The following is an 18,529-nucleotide window of genomic DNA, read 5'->3' as shown; positions in this document are numbered from 1 at the left end:
GCCCCGGCAGCCGCGGGCCCCCGGTCTCGGGGGCGCTGGGAAGAAGGTGCCCAGTCGCCGTCAAGGGCGCGTTCCCGTGCTGTTACCGCTCCGTGTCATCGCCGCCGCAGGTGTGAACATCGTGTTTCAGGCCCCTGCGCGGGGGCTGGTGAGGCCCGTGAGGCGCCCTGGTCGGGGCGTCGGCGCCCGTCAGCCGACGATCGCGTCGACGAAGGCCTCCGGGTCGAACGGGGCGAGGTCGTCGGGTCCCTCCCCCAGGCCGACCAGCTTCACCGGCACGCCGAGCTCGCGCTGGACGGCCACCACGATGCCGCCCTTGGCGGTGCCGTCCAGCTTGGTCAGGACGATCCCCGTGACGTCGACGACCTGGGAGAACACCGCTGCCTGCTTGAGCCCGTTCTGGCCGGTGGTCGCGTCGAGCACGAGCAGCACCTCGCTGACCGGGGTGGTGCGCTCGATGACCCGCTTGACCTTGCCCAGCTCGTCCATGAGCCCCGCCTTGTTCTGCAGGCGCCCCGCGGTGTCGACCAGGACGACGTCGGCCTCGGCCTCCGTGCCGGCCCGGACCGCCTCGAAGGCCACCGACGCGGGGTCGGCGCCCTCGCGCTCGGAGCGCACCGTCGGCACGCCGACCCGCTCCCCCCAGGTGGCCAGCTGGTCGGCGGCGGCGGCGCGGAAGGTGTCCGCCGCGCCCAGCACGACGTCCTTGTCCTCGGCCACGAGCACGCGGGCCAGCTTGCCGACCGTCGTCGTCTTCCCGGTGCCGTTGACCCCGACCACCATGACCACGGCCGGGTGGCCGGGCGCCTCGGCGGGGCGGGAGGTGCGCAGGGACCTGTCCATGCTCGGGTCGACGACGGCGAGGAGCTCCTCGCGCAGCATGGCGCGCACGCGCTGCGGGTCGCGCTCGCCCAGGGTGCGCACGCGCACGCGGAGGCGGTCGACCAGCTCGGTGGCCGGGCCCACGCCGAGGTCGGCCATGAGGAGCGTGTCCTCGACCTCCTCCCAGGTGGCCTCGTCGATGGTGTCGCGGCTGAGCAGCGCGAGCAGGCCGCGGCCCAGGGCGGTGTTGGAGCGGGCCAGGCGCTCGCGCAGGCGCACCAGGCGGCCCGCGGCGGGCTCCGGGCGCTCCAGCGCGGGCGCGGTCTCCTCCTCGGGCAGCTGGAGGTCGGGCGCCGGGAGGGTGTCGATGGTGCGGGTGGCGCTGTCGCGCGGCACCTCGGCGTCGTCGCCGACGCCCGGCAGGTGCCCCTCGCCCTCGCGCTCCGGGGCCTGGCCGGGGCGGCGACCCAGGGTGCGGCTCGCGGCGTCGCGCCCGCGGCGCACCAGCCCCACGACGAGCCCCGCGCCGAGCAGGGCGACCAGGACGACGGCGCCGATGATGAGGTCGAGCGTCTCCACGGCCCCAGCCTCGCAGACCTGCAGCGCCGCCTCAGGACGAGGTGCTGGCCCGCTCCCGCAGCCGCTGGCCCACCACGGCCGTCACCCCGTCCGCGCGCATCGTCACGCCGTAGAGGGCGTCGGCGACCTCCATCGTGCGCTCCTGGTGGGTGATGACGATGAGCTGGCTGGAGGCGCGCAGCTCCTCCAGCACCACCAGCAGCCGCCGCAGGTTGGCGTCGTCGAGCGCCGCCTCGACCTCGTCGAGGACGTAGAACGGGCTCGGGCGCGCGGTGAAGATCGCCACCAGCAGGGCCACCGCCGTCAGCGAGCGCTCCCCGCCGGAGAGCAGGCTGAGCCGCTTGACGCGCTTGCCGGCCGGACGCGCCTCCACCTCCACGCCGGTGGCGAGCAGGTCGGAGGGGTCGGTCAGCACCAGGCGCCCCTCACCGCCGGGGAAGAGGCGCTCGAAGACCCGCTCGAAGGCTGCGGCGGTGTCCGCGAAGGCCTCCGCGAAGGCCTGCTGCACTCGCTCGTCGACCGTCCGCACGATCTCCAGCAGGTCCGCGCGGGTGGTGCGCAGGTCCTCCAGCTGGGAGGTGAGGAAGGCCGAGCGCTCCTCCAGGGCCGCGTACTCCTCCAGCGCCAGCGGGTTCACCCGCCCCAGGCGGGCGAGGGCCTTCTCGGCCCTGGCCAGCCGGCCCTCCTGCTCGGCCCTGTCGAAGCCCTCCGCGGGGGCGTGCTCGGCCAGGAGCGCCTCCACGGCGAGCCCGAGCTCGTCCGACGCCCGCGCTCGCAGCGCGTCCAGCACGGCGCGCTGCTCCACGCGGGCCACCTCCTCGCGGTGCGCGGCGTCGGTCAGGGCCGCCAGCTCGGCCGCCAGCGCCTCCGCGGCGGCGCGCCCCTCGGCGACGGCCGCCGCGGCGGACCCGCGCTGCGCCGCGGCCTCCTCGCGCGCCCGGCCCGCCTCGGCGAGCACCCGCTCCAGCACCTCCAGGGAGGACTGCGCGCCCGCGAGCACGGCGGCGGCCACGGAGCGGCCCGCGCGGTGGCGCGCGGCCTGCTCGGCGGCGCGCTCGCGGACGGCGCGCTCCTGGCGGGCGGCCCTGGCCAGGCCCTCGGCGCGCCCGCTGCTGGCGCGCTCGCGCTCCTCGGCGGTGCGCAGCGCGAGCCTCGCCTCGACCTCGGCGCCGCGGGCCGCCACGGCGGCGGCGCCCAGCGCGGCGCTGCGCGCGCCGGCGTCCCGGTCGTCCCCCGGCTCCCCCGGCCCGGCAGGCGCCGGGGCCTGCTGGTCGGCGGCCAGCTGCGCCGCGAGCGCGTCGGCCTCGCGCTGGGCGACGCCGACGGCGGCGCGGGCGCGCTCGTGCTGCTGCGCCGCTCGCCCGGCGTCGGCGGTGGCGGCGCGGGCGGCGGCCGTCAGCTCCCCGGTGCGGCGCGCCTCGCGGGCGGCGGCGGCGTCCCGCGCGGCCAGCTCGGCCAGGGCCGCGTCGCGGCGCTCGCGGGCGGCGGCGGCCAGCTCGGTGGCCGCGCGCAGCTCGGCGGCTGCGGCGGCGCTGGCGGCCTGCGCGGCGTCGAGGGCCTCGCGCGCGGCGTCGGCGGCGGCCTGGACGTGCACGCGGCTCGTGCCGGCTGCTCCACCGCCCCGGGCGGACCCCGCGCGCAGCACGTCGCCGGCCTCCGTGACCGCGACCAGGTCGGGGCGGGCTGCCACGAGGGCCCGCGCCTGGCCGAGGCCGGGCACCGCGACGTGCGCGGCGAGCAGCTGGGTGACGGCGCGGCCCAGCTCGCCGTCGGCGCTGACCAGCGCGGCCACCGGGCGCGCCCCCTCCATCCCGTCCAGGCCGGCCAGCAGGGCGCGCAGCTCCGCCGCGGCGCCAGCACCGGCGCCCCCCGCGCCCCCGCCACCGGCGGCGGCCTCGGCGGCGCGCGCCGCGCGGCGGCCCCCGGCGGCGGGCGCGCGCCCGGCCCGGGCGCCGGGCAGCACGAGCAGGTCGGCGCGGCCCGCGGCCTCGTGGCGCAGGAGCCGCAGCGCGTCCACGGCGGCCTCCAGCGACTCCACGACCACCGCCTCGGCGAGGTCGCCGAGGGCCGCGGTGACGACGTCCTCCGAGCCGGGCTCGACGTGCAGCTGCCCGGCCACCGCGCCCAGGACGCCCGGCAGGCGGGCGCCGGCGGCGAGGAGCGCTCCGGCGCCGTCGCGCCGGTCGGCCAGGCCGAGCTCGAGGGCCTCCAGGCGTGCGGCGGCGCCCGCCCTGTCGCGCTCAGCGGCCCGCTCGGCGGCGCGCGCTGCGGACAGCCGGTGCTCGGCGTCGGCCAGGGAGCCCGCGGCGGCGGTGGCCGCGTCCTCGAGGCCGGAGCCCGGGCCGTCAGGGCCGCTGCCGTCGTCGTCGTGGTGGGCGGTGGAGGGACCGGTGACCTGGGCGAGCGCGGCGGCGGCCTCCGCCTCGCGCCCGCGGGCCGCCTCCAGCTGCGCCTGCGCGCGCGCGGCCTCGGCGGCCGCGGCGTCCAGGGCCCCCCGCGCCGCCGCGGACCGGGCCTCCAGGCGGGCGCGCTGCTCGCGGCGGTCGGCGGCGGCGCGGGCGGCGGCCGCGACCGAGCGCTCGTGGGCGCCCTGCTCGGCCTCGGCGGCGCGCGCGGCCGCGGCGGCGCGCGCCAGCGCCTCGCGGGCGGCGGCCACCTGGGCCGCCAGAACCTGCTCGGACTCGCGGGCGCGCTCGGCCGCGGCGTCCAGCTCGTCGGGGTCCCGGCCCGCCGGGCTGGCTGCGGCGGCCGCAGCGGCGGCCAGCGTGCGCTCGCGCTCGGCGGCCAGCGCCGCGGTGCCGCGCAGCCCCTCCCGCTGGGCCACCAGGGCGTGGCAGGCCCGCTCGGCCGGGGCCAGGCGCGCGGCAGCGGCCCGCTCGGAGGCCTCGGCGGCCGCCAGGGCGGCGCGGACCGCGCCCAGGCGCCCCTCCAGCTCCTGGCGCAGCGCCGTGGCCGCCGCCTCGTCGGCCAGGTCTGCCTCCAGCGCCGCCTGCGCCTGGGCGAGGTCGTGGGCGAGCAGGCGCGCGCGGGCCTCGCGCACCTCCGCCTGCACCGCCTGGGCCCGCCGGGCGGCGTCGGCCTGGCGGGCCAGCGGTCCCAGCTGGCGGCGGACCTCGGAGGCCAGGTCGGTGAGGCGCACCAGCCCGGCCTGCATCGCGTCGAGCTTGCGCAGGGCCCGCTCCTTGCGCTTGCGGTGCTTGAGCACCCCGGCGGCCTCCTCGATGAAGCCGCGGCGCTCCTCGGGGGTGGCGTGCAGGACGGCGTCGAGCTGGCCCTGGCCGACGATGACGTGCATCTCGCGGCCGATCCCGGTGTCGGAGAGGAGCTCGGTGACGTCCAGGAGGCGGGCCGGGGTGCCGTTGATGGCGTACTCGCTGCCGCCGGAGCGGAACATCGTCCGGGTGATCGTGACCTCGGGCGCGGCGAAGGGCAGCGCGCCGTCGGCGTTGTCGATGGTGAGGGAGACCTCCGCGCGGCCCAGGGGCGGCCTGCCCGGGCTGGTGGGGGTGGCGGCGGTGCCGGCGAAGATGACGTCCTGCATGGACGCGCCGCGCAGCGACCGCGCGCCCTGCTCGCCCATCACCCACGCCAGGGCGTCGACGACGTTGGACTTGCCCGAGCCGTTGGGGCCGACGACGCAGGTGATCCCCGGCTCGAGGTGCAGCGTGGTCGCGGAGGCGAAGGACTTGAAGCCCTTCAGGCTCAGCGTCTTGAGGTGCACCCCCCGACGCTAGCGGGCGGGTCCGACGCCCGAGGCGGGTTCGCGGGGCGCCGGGCCGGGGCGCTCCGAGGGGACTTCCAGCCGCTTCCCAGCCGCGCGGGCCCCTGCGGGGCTGGTGGTCGCCACCGCGCAGGAGCACGATCGCCAGTGGGACCGGGAGCGCCCCGGGCCCGTCGTGGAACCACCTCGGGAGGCGGGGACGATGAGCTGGACCCTGGACCGGCGCGCCGCGCAGGAGCACCCGGAGCTGATGGACGTGCGCGACCGCGAGCACCTGTGGGTGACGGGGCGGACGCTGCACCGGATCCTCGACGGGCACCTGCCTCCCGGTGAGCCGGTGCACGAGCTCCTGCTGGGCGCCGTCGGCGACGCGCGCGCGGTGCTGGCGGTGACCGCGACCCGCGCCGTCATCGCCGCCGAGCCGGTCGGCCCGGCGCCGGCGCGCTGCGCGGACCTCGCGCTGGCCGAGGTGACGGCCGTGGAGTGGACGCGTCACGGCCCGACGGGGTCCGTGGTGCTGCGGACCGCCCGCACGTGCCACGTGCTGCGGCACGTCGACCTGCACCACGGCGCGCCGGTGGTCGAGCGCCTGCGCGAGCGCTGGCTCGCCGCCCGCTCCGGGTCCGCGGGCGCGGCGCAGGGCCGGGCGCTGGTGGCCGCCGACGACCGCTGAGCAGGTCTCGCAGGGTTGGGGCGCGCAGCGCAGCGGAGCACGGGTGGCCGGTCGGCGGGCGCGGTCCGCGGGCGTGACGGACGCGCTCTCCCCACGGCTGCGCGCCGTGGTGGAGGCGCTGCCGCTGCGTCCCGGGCTGCGGGTGCTGGAGGTCGGCCCGGGGCCCGGGGCGGCGGCGCGCGAGGTCGCCCGGCGCGTCCAGCCGGGCGGGTCCGTGCTCGGTGTCGACCGCTCGCCCACGGCGGTCGCGGCCGCGCGGGCGGCTGCGGTCGCCTGGGGGCTCCAGCAGGTCCTCGACGTCCGCTGCGCCGCCGTCGAGGACTTCGCCCTCCTGCCGGACGAGCCGCCGTACGACCTGGCCTTCGCGGTGCGCGTGGGCGCCCTGGACGGTCGTCACCCCGAGCTGCAGCAGCGCGCCCTGTCCGCCGTCCGCGCGGCCCTGGTGCCGCAGGGCCGCGTCTTCGTCAGCGTGGAGGGCCAGGACCCGCCGCTGCGGGTGCTGCCCGGGTGAGGAGCGCCCGTGCCCCGCCGGTCAGGGCGAGGGCCTGGCCAGCCGTGCCGCCCGCGGGCACCATCGACGCGTGGCCACGGCGACGACCCACCCGCCCGGTGCCGCACCGGCCCGGGCAGCACCGGCCGGCGCGGTCCCGCTGCTCGTCGGGTTGGGCGCCGCCGCGCCCGCCGCCGCGCTGGCGGTCGCGGCCTGGCGGGCGGGGTCCACAGCGTTCCCCGTCCACCCGGCGGGGCTCGGCGCCCTGGCGCTGTCCGGGCTCGCGCTGCTGGCGCGCAGCGGGCGGTGGCTGGCGGACCCCCCGGGCGAGGCACCGTCCGGACGCGGGCCTGCGGCCCTGGTCACCGCGGCCGGTGCCGGCCTGCTGCTCTACGCGCTGCTGGGCGCAGCGGCCGCTGCCTCCGCCGCCGGGGTCGCGGTGCCGGGTGCCGCGTCTGCGCTGGCGTCCCTGTGGGGTGCGGCCTGGCTGCCGCCGCTGGTGGTGACGGCCGCCGCCGCGCTGGCGGCGGTGCGCGCTGCGCCCCCCGGCGGCGCCGGGGGCCGTGCGCCCGGGGCCGTCGTGGCCGTCCTGCTCACCGCGGGCGCTGCGACCACCGCGGCCACCGCCGCGCTGCAGCGCCCCGTGGAGCCCTTCGAGGGGCTGCCGCCCGCGGCTCCTGCCGCGTGGGCGGTCACCGGTGGCGCTGCCCTGGACGCCGCCTCGGTCGTGCTCGCGGCGGCCCTGCTCGCCGCACCCGCGCTGCTGGCGACCACCGGGGTGCGGCGGCGCGGGGCGGAGCGCGCGCGGGTCCTGCTGCTGTCCCTGGGCGCGTCGACCCCGCTGCTCGTGGTGGCCGTCTGCCTGCTGCTCGCGGTGGCGCGCGCCCCCGGTGGGGTCGACCCCTCGGTGGGCAGCACGGGCTTCCTCGTGGTGCTGGCGGCCGGGGTCTGGGCGGGCTGCGCGGGGGTGGTGGCCGCCGCCGGCGGCCGGCCCGGCGCGGCGCTCCTGGCGGCCCGGTGCGCCGCCGGCGCGGTCGTGGTGCTCGCCGTCCTCGCCGTGGGCGTGCTGCTCGCAGCGCTCCTCGACGGCGCTCCGCTGCTCGTGCTCGTCGGTGCGGTGGCGCTCCTGGCGGCCGGCGGCCTCGAGGCCTGGCGGAGGACCTCCGGGTGGGCGGCCGCGCTCCTGGAGGAGACCTCCTCCCGCGCCGCGCCCGCCGACGTCGTCCCCCCGCCCCACCACGTCCGGGGGCCGGGCCCCGGCACTGCCCCGGTCGGGGCACCGGTCGAAGCACCGGTCGAGGCACCGCCCGCCCCGGCGCTGGCGTCCCCTCCCGCGCCCCGCGGCTGGGACGAGCTGACGCCGCGCGAGCGGCAGGTGCTGGAGGTGCTCGCCTCGGGCGCCAGCAACGCCGGCATCGCCGCGGAGCTCGGGATCTCGCCGCGCACGGTGGAGGCCCACCTGCGGTCGGTGTTCACCCGCCTCTGCCTGGACCCCGCTGACGGCGCGAACCGCCGCGTCGTGGCGGCGCGGCTGTGGCTGGCGCACGGCGAGGAGCAGCAGGCCAGGGGCTAGGTGCTGGCACCGATGCGCTCTGGCAGCAGCCGGGCGCACCGTCGGCGGGTCGGTCCCGCACCCGAGGAGCACCCGTGTCCGCAGCCACCTCCGCCAGTCCCGCCGAGCGTCCCGCCCCGCTCTCCCGGCACCGCCCCGCCCTGCGCGCGGTCGCAGTGCTCTTCGTGGTGGCCGTGCTCGCGCGCGCCGCGTTCCTCGCCTGGCACCCACCGCTCGACGACCACGTCTACGACGTGGCCGGCGTCCGCTCGCACGGGCCCGGTACCTGGCTGCTCATGCACGCCCTGGTCGGCGGACCGGGGGTCGCTGTGGCGCTGACGGGGCTCGCGGTGCTCGTCGGCGCCGCCTGCCGTGGCCGGGGAGCGGTGCTGGCCGCGGTTGGCGGGGTCCTGGCGTCCCTGGGCGGTCTGGCCTTCTGCGTGGCGGTCGGTGCCGAGGGCGTGGCGTGGTGGTACGCCACCGCCGACGGCGTGCTGCCGCCAGCCACCGGGGAGGCGGTGATGGCGGCGTTCGAGGCCCACCCGCTGCCGGTCGACGTCCCGGCGCTGGCGGGGTCCCTCGCCGGCGCCGTCGGGGTGGTGCTGCTGGCCCTCGCGCTGCGGCGCGCCGGCGCCGTCCGGTGGTGGCTGGCCGGGGCGCCCGTGGCGCTGGCCGCGCTGAGCGCCCTGCCGGTGCAGCTGCCGGCGGCGGCGGCCCTGGCGCTGGCGGCGCTGGAGGTCGTCGTCCTGCTGTCGCTGGGGCTGCGCGCGCTGAGCGCCTCCACCCCTCGGGCGCAGGCCCCGGCCGGTGGCGGGGTCAGCCGGTCAGCCGGCTGACGATGTCGTCGACGGTGCCCGGACGGCCCGCGGTGCCGTCGCGCAGGTCTGCCAGCAGCTGCTGCAGCGCGTCGGCGGCGCCGGTGGCGCGCACGAGCACGGTGCCGTCGGCCTCGTCCACCCCTCCGCCGCGCAGCCCCAGCTGCTCGCAGCGGCGCGCGGTCCACCAGCGGAACCCGACGCCCTGGACCACCCCGCTGACCACGGCGCGCAGCTCAGCCACGGGCCCTCCCGGCCGAGCGGGGACGCGGCTGGCACACCGGGCAGGAGTGCGAGGAGCGGTTGGCGAACGCCTCGCGCTGCACCGGGGCGCCGCAGCGCGGGCACGGGCGGCCCTCGCGGCCGTAGACCGCCAGCCCGCGCTCGAAGTAGCCCGAGGCGCCGTTGACGTCGACGTAGAGGCTGTCGAAGCTCGTGCCGCCCTGGGCGAGCGCCTCGGCCATGACGTCGCGGACGTCGCCGAGCAGGCGCCGGGCGGCGGGGCGGGTGAGGCCGGACGCCGGTCGCTCGCCGTGCAGGTGGGAGCGCCACAGCGCCTCGTCGGCGTAGATGTTGCCCACCCCGGAGAGCAGGTCCTGGTCGAGCAGGGCCCGCTTCACCCCGGTGCGCCGGCTGCGCAGCCTGTCGACCAGGGCGCGCTCGTCGAGGTGGGGGTCGAAGGGGTCGCGGGCGATGTGCGCCACGCCCTCCGGCACGCGGGCGCTGGAGGGCGTGCCGAGCCGCGGCACCGCGTCGTCGGCCCCGCCGCCGGCGCCGCTGGCCGGGGCGAGGCCACCGGTGCCGCCGGGCAGGCCGTCGGGGGTGGGGAGCAGGTCGACGACGGCGAGGCCCCCGAACATGCGCTGGTCCACGAAGCGCAGCTCCCTGCCCTCCAGCGCCCCGCCGGCGTCCTGGTCGGACAGGCGCAGCCGCACGCGCAGGTGCTTCTCGTCGGGGGCCTCCGGTGGTTCGAGCAGCAGCTGGCCGCTCATGCCCAGGTGCGCGAGCAGCGCCTCGCCGGTGTCCAGCTCGAACCACAGGAACTTGCCGCGGCGGACCACGTCGTCCACGCGCGCGCCGCGCAGGCGCGCGACCAGGTCGTCAGCGCCCGCGGTGTGGCGCCGGACCGGGCGGGGGTGCAGCACCTCGACGGCGTCGACGCGGGCGCCGGTGGTCCAGCGGGCCAGGCCGCGCCGGACGACCTCCACCTCGGGCAGCTCGGGCACGGCGCCTCAGGCGTCCTGGGCCACCGGCTGGCCGGCCGGCGTGGCGCCGCGCTCGGCGTGCAGGGCGCGCCACGCGGAGGCGGCGGCCTCCTGCTCGGCCTCCTTCTTGCTGCGCCCAGCGCCCGCGCCGCGCGGCACGGCGCCGAGGGGGTCGTCGGCCGGCGCCTCGGGGAAGGTGGCGACCGCGGCGAAGGTCTTCGCGTGGTCGGGGCCCTCCTCGGTGACGAGGTACTCCACCGGACCGAGGCCGTGGGCGGCGCCGAGCTCCTGCAGGGACGTCTTCCAGTCCAGGCCCGCGCCGAGCTCGGCGGAGACCTCCAGCAGCGGGCCGACCAGCCGCAGCACCAGCTCGCGCGCGGCGTCCGGGCCGCACGACAGGTACGCGGCGCCGATCACGGCCTCGGTGGTGTCGGCGAGGATCGAGTCCTTGTCGCGGCCGCCGGTGGTCTCCTCACCGCGGCCCAGGCGCACCGCGGAGCCCAGGTCGAGCCCGCGCGCGACGCTCGCGAGCGCGCGCATGTTGACCACGGCGGAGCGCAGCTTGGCCAGGCGCCCCTCCGGCAGGTCGGGGTGGCGGTGGAACAGCTCGTCGGTGACGACGAGCCCCAGGACGGCGTCGCCGAGGAACTCCAGGCGCTCGTTGGTCGGCACGCCGCCGTTCTCGTACGACCACGAGCGGTGGACGAGGGCGCGCTCGAGCAGCTCGACCTCGACCTCGAGGCCGAGCTGCTCCAGCAGCCGGGCGTGGACCTGGTCGCGCGGCGGCTCGACGGGCCGACGGCGACGGGCCGTCAGAGGTCCTTGACCTTGCGGCCCTTGTACTCGAGGTACAGGGGGGTGCCGGCGGCGTCGGTGACCACGCGGGCGGTGTGCGGCAGGGAGTACTCGGTGCCGCTGCCGCGCGTGGTGGCGACCAGCGTCAGCGGGGCGGCCTTCCACTGCGACCGGCGGTGCCGGGTGTTGGAACGGGACATCTTGCGCTTGGGGACCGCCACGGTCAGCTCCTCGGGTTCTCCGGCCCGGCGGGCCGCTCGTCGGTGGTGGGGGTGGTGCCGTCCGCGGAGGCGGCGAGGGATCGCAGCGCCGCCCAGCGGGGGTCGGTGTCGTCGTGGCCGTGCAGCGGGTCGTCCGCCAGGCGCGCGCCGCACTGCGAGCACAGGCCCGGGCAGTCGACCGAGCACACCGGCTGGAAGGGCAGCGAGGGCACGACGGCGTCGCGCAGGGCGGGCTCGAGGTCGAGCAGGTCGCCCTGCAGCTCGAGCACGTCCTCGTCCTCCGCGGAGGACTTGCCGGGGTAGGCGAAGAGCTCCTGGACGCGCACGTCGACCGAGCGCTGCACCGGGTCCAGGCAGCGCACGCACTCCCCCGTCGCCTCGCCGTGCACGGTGCCCGAGACCAGGACGCCCTCCACCACGGACTCCAGGAGGAGGTCGAGCTGGAGGTCGCTGCCCTCGGCCACGCCGATCACCTCGGTGCCGAGGTGCGCCGGCGCCGGGACGGTGCGGGTGAGGGGGTGCGAGAGCCCGGGCCGCCGACCCAGCTCACGGGTGTCGACGACGTACGGGGAGCGCACGTCGAGGTGTTCCATCGTCCTTCTGCCTTCGCTGTCCGAGCACGGTCCGGCCGCCCCGCCGCGCTCAGCGCGCGCGAGCAGCCGACAGACCGAGGGTCGAGCCTACCGGGTGGCGGGCCGTGCCCCCAACCGGCGCAGCACGGGAGCCGGCACGTACGGCTCGACGGAGCCGCCGAGGGCGTGCACCTGGCGCACCAGGGAGCTGGAGACGTGCCCCCACCGCGGGTCGGCCACGAGCAGCACCGTCTCCACCCCCGCCAGGTCCCGGTTGACCAGCGCCATGGGCTGCTCGTGCTCGACGTCGGTGGCCGAGCGCAGTCCCTTGACCACGGCGGTCGCGCCGACGGAGCGCACGTGGTCGACCAGGAGGCCGCCCCGCACCGCCTCGACGCGCACGCGGGCGGCCGCACCGGGCTCCAGAACCTGAGCGACGCACTCCTGCAGCGCCTCCACCCGCTCCTCGGCGTCCCAGTGCGGCGTCTTGGCGGGGTTGGCGTGGACGGCCACGACCACCTCGTCGAAGAGGGCCGCCGCACGGGCGATGACGTCGAGGTGGCCGAGGGTGGGCGGGTCGAAGGATCCGGGGCAGACGCACCGGGTCGGGGTGTGCACGGGGGCGACCCTACGGGCGCTGCGACGGCCCCGGAGGCTGCGGCGGGTGCGGCTGCTCCAGCGGCTCGGCCCACCACAGCGCGGTCTCCCCGTACCGCTTCTGCCCGAGGCCCTGCACGCCGGCCGGCCAGACCGGCTCGGGGCTGCGGGTGGAGCGCTCCACCACCAGGTGCGCCCGCGGCGCCAGCCAGCCGTGCTCGACCAGCGCTGCCAGCAGCGCCGCGAGGGCGCCCTCGGGGAGGTCGTAGGGGGGGTCGACCAGGACGACGTCGGCGCCCCCGCCGAAGCCGGCCGCCGCTGCGCCGCCCGCGAGGACCGAGGCCGCCGTGGCCGCCCGCACCGCGACGCCGCGCAGCCCCAGGGCGGTCGCGTTGCGCCGGCAGACGGCCGCCGCGGCGGGCGCGGAGTCGACCAGGAGCACCGCGCCGGCGCCCCGGCTGGCGGCCTCCAGACCCAGGGCACCGGAGCCGGCGAACAGGTCCAGCACGGCCGCACCGGCGAGGTCGCGCTCGTGCTCCAGGCGGGAGAACAGGGCCTCGCGGACCCGGTCCGACGTCGGCCGGGTCCCGCCGCGCGGGACCTCCAGGCGCCGGCCGCCGGCCGACCCGGCGATGACCCGCGTCACGCGGCGGCCCCGGCGCCGGCGCGGCGCGGCGCCCGCGACGCCCCGGCGGCCACCGCGAGCAGGACCAGCCCGGCCAGGCCCAGCACGGAGGTCGCCTCCAGCGCGCCGCGGTGCTCGGCCAGCCACCCCGCGGCGGCGGCGCCGATCCCGACGCCCACCACCAGGCCGCTGCCGACCAGCGTCATCGCGGTGGTCGCCTGGCCGGCGGGGCTGCGCTCGGCGGCCATGGACGTGATGGTCACCATGGCCGGCCCGATGGCCAGGCCGCTGAGCGCCGCCGCTGCGCCCAGCGCCACCAGCGAGGGCGTCAGCGCCAGGGAGGCCGCCATGGTCGCCACCCCCACCAGCAGCACCGCCGCCGCGGCGCCCAGCCGCTGCGGCAGGCCCACCCGCTCGGGCACGGCGACCATGGCCAGGGCGGTGACCGCCGAGCCCAGCGCCTGGGCCGCCACGAGCAGGCCGGCCGCGCCGAGGCTCCCGGCCTCGCGCGCGGCGGCCGTCAGCGCGGTCTGCCCGCCGCCGAAGAACAGGCCCATGCCGAGCGCGGCCGCGAGGACCACCGCCAGGCGGCGCACCAGCACCGCCGTGCCCGCCCCGGCGCGGCGCGGCGCGGCGGGCGCACCGCACCGGCCGGGCGCCGGCGCACCGGGCCCCGGCGCACCGGGCGGGGTGGTGGCGCTGGGGTGCAGGGCGAAGGCGGGCACGGCCAGGGCCACGAGCGCGGCGGCCACGAGCAGCGACGTGGCCGGGGAGGCCGCCAGCGCCACGACGCCCGCCAGCGCGGGACCCAGGACGAAGGCGACCTCGTCGGCGGCGCTCTCCCCCGCCATCGCGGTGGGCACCAGCGCGGGGGTGCGGCGCATCCACCGGGCGCGCGAGAAGGCCCCGACGGGGGGCAGCGCGAGCCCGGCGAGCCCGGCCGCGAGCAGCAGCAGCGGCACGGGCAGCGCGCCGGCGCCGAGGGCGACGGTCAGCAGCGCACCGACGTGCATCACCGAGGCGGCCAGCAGCACCGGCCGCTGCCCCCCGCGGTGGGCGAGCCGGTCGGCCGCGGCGCCCAGGGAGGGCCCGCCGACGGCCTCGCCCACGGAGGTGGCGGCCGCCGCCAGGCCTCCGACGGCCACCGACCCGGTGCCGGCGGTGACGGCCGCGAGCGCGGAGACGGGCACCAGGGTGATGGGCAGGCGCGCGGCGAAGGCCGTGAGGAGGTAGGGGGTGCCCGCGGCCCGCTGCAGCTCGGCGTAGGGGGCGAAGGTGCTCGTGAGGCTCACCGGGCGTGCTCCAGGGGACGTGTGCGCCTCCCCACCACAGGTCGCACGGATCCCTGAGCTGCTGTCGGGCCCAGGGTAGGACAGCCGGCGTCAGCCGCGCTCGACGAAGGCCTCGCGCTCCTCGAGGCGCGCCAGCGCCTCCCGCACCCTCGGCGCGTCGGTGAGCTCGGGGTCGAAGGCGACCAGGTCGCTGGCGTAGCGGCGGGCGCGGGTGATCAGGTCCTCGTTACCGAGCACCCTGAGGTACCTCAGCGAGGAGTTGTTGCGACCCGACTGGGCGGCTCCCAGCACGTCGCCCTCGCGCCGGGAGGCGAGGTCGAGGTCGGCCACCGCGAAGCCGTCGGTGGTCTCCGCGAAGCTCGTCAGGCGCCCGAGGCCGGACTGCTCGTCCTGCGCGCCGGTCATGAGCAGGCACAGGCCCGGGTGGTCGCCCCGGCCGACGCGTCCGCGCAGCTGGTGCAGCTGCGACAGCCCGAAGCGCTCGGCGTCGACGACCACCATGACCGTCGCGCCGGGGACGTCGACGCCGACCTCCACCACGGTGGTGGCCACGAGCACGTCGAGCTCCCCGGCGGCGAAGGAGCGCATGGCGGCGTCCTTGTCGTCCGAGCGCATCCGCCCGTGCAGGACGCCGAGGCGCAGGCCCGCCAGCTCGGGCCGCGCCCGCAGCTCGGCGAGCACCTCGTAGAGCGCGCGCGGCGGCCGGCGGCCCTCCTCCCCGGGGACGTCCCCGAAGAGCAGCCCCTCCTCCCCGGCGGCGTCGGCGCGCTCGCCGGGGTCGGCGGCCGCCAGGACGCCCCCGCCGCCGTCGTCGGCCTCCTGGTCCTCGGCGCCGTCGCCGATGCGCGGGCACACCACGTAGACCTGGTGGCCGGCGTCCGCGGCCTCCCGGACGCGCTGCCAGCACCGTGCGACGTAGTTCTCGCGCCAGTCGGGCACCACGGCGGTGGTGATGCCCTGGCGCCCGGCGGGCAGCTCGGTGAGCGTGGAGACCTCCAGGTCCCCGAACACGGTCATGGCCACCGTGCGCGGGATGGGGGTCGCGGTCATGACGAGCACGTGGGGCGGGACGCCGGACTTGGCGCGCAGCGCGTCGCGCTGCTCCACCCCGAAGCGGTGCTGCTCGTCGACGACGACGAGGCCGAGGTCGTGGAAGTCGACGGCGTCCTGCAGCAGCGCGTGGGTGCCGATGACGATCCCGGCGTCCCCGCTGGCGACGTCGAGCAGGGCCGCGCGCCGGTCCGCCGTGGACTGGGAGCCGGTGAGCAGGCGCACCTGCACCTGCGGGCCGTCGCCGCGCCGACCAGCGGCACCGCCGAGCAGCCCCTGCGCTGCGAGCGGCCCGAGCATCCGGGTCAGGGACCGCACGTGCTGCTGGGCCAGCACCTCGGTGGGAGCGAGCAGCGCGCACTGGGCGCCGGCGTCGACCACCTGGAGCATCGCCCGCAGCGCCACGACCGTCTTGCCCGAGCCGACCTCGCCCTGCAGCAGGCGGTTCATCGGCGAGGTGCGCGAGAGGTCCGCCGCCAGCGCGGCGCCCACCTCCCGCTGCCCGGTGGTGAGCTCGAAGGGCAGGGAGGCGTCGAAGGCGGCCAGCAGGCCCCCCTCGCGCACCGGGTAGGGCGTGGCGGGCAGGACGGCGAGGGCCGCGCGCCGCCGGGCCAGGGCCACCTGCGTGACGTAGGCCTCCTCCAGCTCGAAGTGGCGCCGGCCGCGGGGCGGCTGCTCGAGGTCGGTGGGGCGGTGCAGGAAGAGGAGGGCGTCGAGCTTGCTGGGCACCTGCTCCAGCTCGCGCACGCCCGTGGGCAGCACGTCGGGCACGTCCTCGGCGGTGAGGGTGTCGAGCACGGTGGCGACGGCCTTGGCCGTCTTCCAGCTGGGGAGCGCCTTGAAGGCGGGGTAGACGGGGATGACCTCGTCGGCGCGGGCGCGCAGCACGTCCGCGTCGGTGGCCATGACCGTGTCGAGGTCTCCGGGCAGCAGCTCGTACTCGGGGTGCACCAGCTGCAGGCGGCCGCGGTAGCTCTGCACCTTGCCGGAGAACATGGCCGCGCGGCCCCACTTCAGGCGGCTCTGGTGGTAGCCGACCTGGTTGGTGCGCCCGAAGAACGCCAGCGACAGCTCGTCGCGGCCGTCCGTGACCACCACCTCGACCATCATCCCGCCGCGCTGCCGCAGCGGGCGGGTGCTGGTGCGCACCACCTCGGCCACCACGGTGGCGTCCTCGCCCTCCACGAGCTGGGCCAGGGGCGTCAGCTCCCCGCGCCGGTAGTACCGGCGCGGGAGCACGAGGACGAGCTCGCCCGCGGTGGTGGCACCGTGGGTCTTGGCGAAGACCTGGGCGTTCTTGTCACCCAGCTCCTTTTTCAGCGGCGACGACAGCCGGGACACGGGTGCCAGACTGCCAGCGACCGGTGACAGCCCGGGCGCGCCCGGGCGCCGGTCGAGACCACCGCCCGCCTTCGGCTACTCTTGACCGTCCGCTGGGCGCGCGCAGCCCTGCCACCGGTGATCCCGGTGCCAGCTGCCCCCCGGCCGAGGAACGACGCCTTCGAGATCACTGGAGTAGAGCTGTGGCTGCCACCTGCGACGTCTGCGGCAAGGGCCCTGGGTTCGGCCACGCCATCTCCCACTCGCACCGCCGCACGAAGCGCCGCTTCGACCCGAACATCCAGCGCGTGCGCACCCTGGAGAACGGCGTGACCCCCAAGCGCGTCAACGTGTGCACCTCCTGCCTGAAGGCGGGCAAGGTCACCCGCTGACCTCCTGAGCCCTCCAGCAGCGCCCGCCCGGCCCCGGCCCGGCGGGCGCTGCTGCGTCCGCCGGGGCCCGCGCCCCGGCGCCCGCGGCGGTCACACGGCGCCGTCCCCGTCGGCGAGCACCCGCACCGGGCCGTGCGCCCCCCGGCCGAGGGCGTCGTCGGGGTTGGACAGGCGGCAGGAGCCCATCGACAGGCAGCCGCAGCCGATGCAGCCCTCGAGCTCGGCCTCCAGCGCCTCGATGGCGCGCCGGCGCCGGGCCAGGTCCTGGCGCCACGCCCGGGACACCAGCGCCCACTCGGCGGGAGTGGGCGCGCGGTCGGGGGGCAGGTCGGCCAAGGCGGCCGCCACGTCGTCCAGCGGCACGCCGATCCGCCGGGCGATGACGAGCAGGGAGACCCGGCGCAGCATGTGGCGCGGGTAGCGGCGGTGGCCGCTGGCGGCCCGGGTGGAGGTGATGAGGCCCCGGCGCTCGTAGAAGTGCAGCGCCGAGACGGCCACCCCCGTGCGGCGGCTGACCTCCCCCACGGACAGCAGGTCCTCCGGTCCGGCCACGACCACCTCCGGGACTCCACCTTGACCTCGAGCGAGGTTGAGGTCTGACGATGGTGGCATGGCCCCCTACGCGCTGCCCGACCTGCCCTACGACTACAGCGCGCTCGAGCCGCACATCAGCGGCACGATCATGCAGCTGCACCACGACAAGCACCACGCCACCTACGTCGCCGGCGCCAACACCGCCCTGGAGCAGATGGCCGAGGCCCGCGCCAAGGACTCCTTCGCCACCATCACCGGCCTGGAGAAGAACCTCGCCTTCAACCTCGGCGGGCACATCAACCACTCCATCTTCTGGCCCAACCTCTCCCCCGACGGCGGCGACAAGCCCGTCGGAGACCTCGCCGCCGCCATCGACGAGCACTTCGGCTCCTTCGACGCCTTCCGCGCCCACTTCAGCGCCAACGCCCTGGGCATCCAGGGCTCGGGCTGGTCGATCCTGGCCTGGGACTCCGTCGGCTCCCGCCTGGTCATCGTCCAGCTCTACGACCAGCAGGGCAACGTCCCGGTCTCCCTGGTGCCCGTGCTCATGCTGGACATGTGGGAGCACGCCTTCTACCTGGACTACAAGAACGTCAAGCCCGACTACGTCACGGCCTGGTGGAACATCGTCAACTGGGCCGACGTCGCCGCCCGCTTCGAGGCCGCCCGCACCCAGACCTCCGGCCTGGTCGTCCCGAGCAGCGCGGTGGCCCCGTGAGGCAGCTGGTGCAGCCCCCTCTGAGCCCGACCCCTCTGAGCCCGACCCCTCTGAGCCCGACCCCTCTGAGCGGGCCGGACGAGGTCCGCGCCGCCTTCGCCCGCTACCCCTCCGGCGTGGCGGTGCTGGCGGCCGTGGTGGACGGCGAGCCCGCGGCGGTGGTCGCCTCCTCCTTCCAGGTCGGCATCTCCCTGGACCCCCCGCTGGTGCTCTTCGCGGTGCAGCACGGCTCACGCAGCTGGGCGCGCCTGTCGGGCGCCCCGGCCGTCGGGGCCTCGGTGCTCGGCGCCGGACAGGGCCCGCTGGCGCGCCAGCTGGCCTCCAGGGACCACGCGGCGCGCTTCACCGGCGTCCCGGTGCGCACGGCGCCCAGCGGCGCGCTGCGCGTGGAGGGCGGTCCGGTGTGGATGGAGTGCGCGGTGCACCAGACCGTCACCGCCGGCGACCACGACGTCGTCCTCCTGCGCGTGCAGGCGGTGGTGCACGAGCCCGGCACGGCGCCGCTGGTGTGGCACGCGTCGAGCTTCAGCACCACCGCCGCCGCCTGACGCCCGCC

The 18,529-nt window shown here is 78.3% G+C and carries 19 protein-coding genes; 7 read left to right on the top strand and 12 right to left on the bottom strand.

From position 1 onward, the window contains the following. Nucleotides 1-189: 189 nt before the first annotated feature. Both ftsY and ACUN9U_RS03615 read right to left on the bottom strand, forming a co-directional pair. Nucleotides 190-1,401, bottom strand: coding sequence for a signal recognition particle-docking protein FtsY (gene ftsY, locus ACUN9U_RS03620; protein WP_445483553.1), 1,212 nt, complete (start codon nt 1,399-1,401; stop codon nt 190-192). A 31-nt stretch (nt 1,402-1,432) separates the two neighbouring features. Beyond that, nucleotides 1,433-5,122, bottom strand: coding sequence for a chromosome segregation SMC family protein (locus ACUN9U_RS03615; RefSeq protein ID WP_445483552.1), 3,690 nt, complete (start codon nt 5,120-5,122; stop codon nt 1,433-1,435). A gap of 202 nt (nt 5,123-5,324) precedes the next feature. Here ACUN9U_RS03615 and ACUN9U_RS03610 point away from each other — a divergent pair, with 202 nt between their 5' ends. The 4 genes from ACUN9U_RS03610 to ACUN9U_RS03595 all read left to right on the top strand — a co-directional run bounded on the left by ACUN9U_RS03610 (nt 5,325) and on the right by ACUN9U_RS03595 (nt 8,673). After that, a complete protein-coding gene (locus ACUN9U_RS03610; protein WP_445483551.1) occupies nt 5,325-5,795 on the top strand; it encodes a hypothetical protein in 471 nt (156 codons plus the stop codon). A gap of 73 nt (nt 5,796-5,868) precedes the next feature. Beyond that, the gene (locus ACUN9U_RS03605) at nt 5,869-6,306 is read left to right on the top strand and encodes an SAM-dependent methyltransferase (RefSeq protein WP_445483550.1); all 438 of its coding nucleotides are present in this window, start codon (nt 5,869-5,871) and stop codon (nt 6,304-6,306) included. A 70-nt stretch (nt 6,307-6,376) separates the two neighbouring features. After that, on the top strand, nt 6,377-7,858 hold the full coding sequence (locus ACUN9U_RS03600; protein ID WP_445483549.1) for a helix-turn-helix transcriptional regulator: 1,482 nt from the start codon (nt 6,377-6,379) through the stop codon (nt 7,856-7,858). A gap of 74 nt (nt 7,859-7,932) precedes the next feature. Next, complete coding sequence (locus ACUN9U_RS03595) at nt 7,933-8,673, top strand: hypothetical protein (protein ID WP_445483548.1); 741 nt, start codon at nt 7,933-7,935, stop codon at nt 8,671-8,673. Here ACUN9U_RS03595 and ACUN9U_RS03590 read toward each other — a convergent pair. From ACUN9U_RS03590 to ACUN9U_RS03550, 9 genes are all read right to left on the bottom strand, one after another. Continuing rightward, entirely contained in the window at nt 8,654-8,896 is a 243-nt protein-coding gene (locus ACUN9U_RS03590) for an acylphosphatase (RefSeq protein ID WP_445483547.1), read from the bottom strand. The two genes, ACUN9U_RS03595 and ACUN9U_RS03590, sit on opposite strands and share 20 nt — an antisense overlap. Beyond that, entirely contained in the window at nt 8,889-9,878 is a 990-nt protein-coding gene (locus ACUN9U_RS03585; protein ID WP_445483546.1) for an Fpg/Nei family DNA glycosylase, read from the bottom strand. The genes ACUN9U_RS03590 and ACUN9U_RS03585 overlap by 8 nt, the downstream gene beginning before the upstream one ends. Before the next feature lie 6 nt (nt 9,879-9,884). Continuing rightward, the gene (rnc, locus tag ACUN9U_RS03580) at nt 9,885-10,673 is read right to left on the bottom strand and encodes a ribonuclease III (RefSeq protein WP_445483731.1); all 789 of its coding nucleotides are present in this window, start codon (nt 10,671-10,673) and stop codon (nt 9,885-9,887) included. Continuing rightward, nucleotides 10,670-10,873 carry a 50S ribosomal protein L32 gene (rpmF, locus tag ACUN9U_RS03575; protein ID WP_186717116.1) on the bottom strand — a complete coding sequence of 68 codons (204 nt, stop codon included), beginning with the start codon at nt 10,871-10,873 and terminating at the stop codon, nt 10,670-10,672. The genes rnc and rpmF overlap by 4 nt, the downstream gene beginning before the upstream one ends. 2 nt (nt 10,874-10,875) lie before the next feature. Further along, nucleotides 10,876-11,466, bottom strand: coding sequence for a YceD family protein (locus tag ACUN9U_RS03570; RefSeq protein WP_445483545.1), 591 nt, complete (start codon nt 11,464-11,466; stop codon nt 10,876-10,878). Between the two features lie 87 nt (nt 11,467-11,553). Continuing rightward, a complete protein-coding gene (gene coaD, locus ACUN9U_RS03565) occupies nt 11,554-12,063 on the bottom strand; it encodes a pantetheine-phosphate adenylyltransferase (RefSeq protein WP_445483544.1) in 510 nt (169 codons plus the stop codon). 10 nt (nt 12,064-12,073) lie between these two features. After that, nucleotides 12,074-12,688 carry a 16S rRNA (guanine(966)-N(2))-methyltransferase RsmD gene (gene rsmD / locus ACUN9U_RS03560; protein WP_445483543.1) on the bottom strand — a complete coding sequence of 205 codons (615 nt, stop codon included), beginning with the start codon at nt 12,686-12,688 and terminating at the stop codon, nt 12,074-12,076. Further along, a complete protein-coding gene (locus ACUN9U_RS03555; RefSeq protein WP_445483542.1) occupies nt 12,685-13,959 on the bottom strand; it encodes an MFS transporter in 1,275 nt (424 codons plus the stop codon). The genes rsmD and ACUN9U_RS03555 overlap by 4 nt, the downstream gene beginning before the upstream one ends. Nucleotides 13,960-14,049: 90 nt before the next feature. Then, nucleotides 14,050-16,350, bottom strand: a complete 2,301-nt coding sequence (locus tag ACUN9U_RS03550; RefSeq protein WP_445483541.1) for an ATP-dependent DNA helicase RecG — start codon at nt 16,348-16,350, stop codon at nt 14,050-14,052. 182 nt (nt 16,351-16,532) lie between these two features. Here ACUN9U_RS03550 and rpmB point away from each other — a divergent pair, with 182 nt between their 5' ends. Then, nucleotides 16,533-16,721 (top strand): 50S ribosomal protein L28, encoded by a 189-nt coding sequence (gene rpmB / locus ACUN9U_RS03545; protein ID WP_109772534.1) that lies wholly within the window; start codon nt 16,533-16,535, stop codon nt 16,719-16,721. A 90-nt stretch (nt 16,722-16,811) separates the two neighbouring features. Here rpmB and soxR read toward each other — a convergent pair whose 3' ends face one another. Next, the gene (gene soxR, locus ACUN9U_RS03540; RefSeq protein ID WP_445483540.1) at nt 16,812-17,279 is read right to left on the bottom strand and encodes a redox-sensitive transcriptional activator SoxR; all 468 of its coding nucleotides are present in this window, start codon (nt 17,277-17,279) and stop codon (nt 16,812-16,814) included. 52 nt (nt 17,280-17,331) lie between these two features. On the opposite strand from soxR, the gene ACUN9U_RS03535 reads away from it, so the two are divergent. Together ACUN9U_RS03535 and ACUN9U_RS03530 are read left to right on the top strand one after the other, a co-directional pair. Next, nucleotides 17,332-17,973 (top strand): superoxide dismutase, encoded by a 642-nt coding sequence (locus ACUN9U_RS03535; protein ID WP_445483539.1) that lies wholly within the window; start codon nt 17,332-17,334, stop codon nt 17,971-17,973. After that, complete coding sequence (locus ACUN9U_RS03530) at nt 17,970-18,521, top strand: flavin reductase family protein (protein ID WP_445483538.1); 552 nt, start codon at nt 17,970-17,972, stop codon at nt 18,519-18,521. Before ACUN9U_RS03535 ends, ACUN9U_RS03530 begins: the two co-directional genes overlap by 4 nt. Nucleotides 18,522-18,529 lie beyond the last annotated feature (8 nt).

It is taken from the genome of Quadrisphaera sp. KR29, assembly GCF_052644995.1.
Note: the sequence above shows the minus strand (reverse complement) of the source record. Positions and strands in the feature narration are given on the sequence as shown.

Bases quoted from the DNA above. Each gene is read 5' to 3' on its own strand.
- ACUN9U_RS03610 (WP_445483551.1), top strand. From the start codon at position 5,325: ATGAGCTGGACCCTGGACCGGCGCGCCGCGCAGGAGCACCCGGAGCTG.
- ACUN9U_RS03570 (WP_445483545.1), bottom strand. From the start codon at position 11,466: ATGGAACACCTCGACGTGCGCTCCCCGTACGTCGTCGACACCCGTGAG.
- ACUN9U_RS03535 (WP_445483539.1), top strand. From the start codon at position 17,332: ATGGCCCCCTACGCGCTGCCCGACCTGCCCTACGACTACAGCGCGCTC.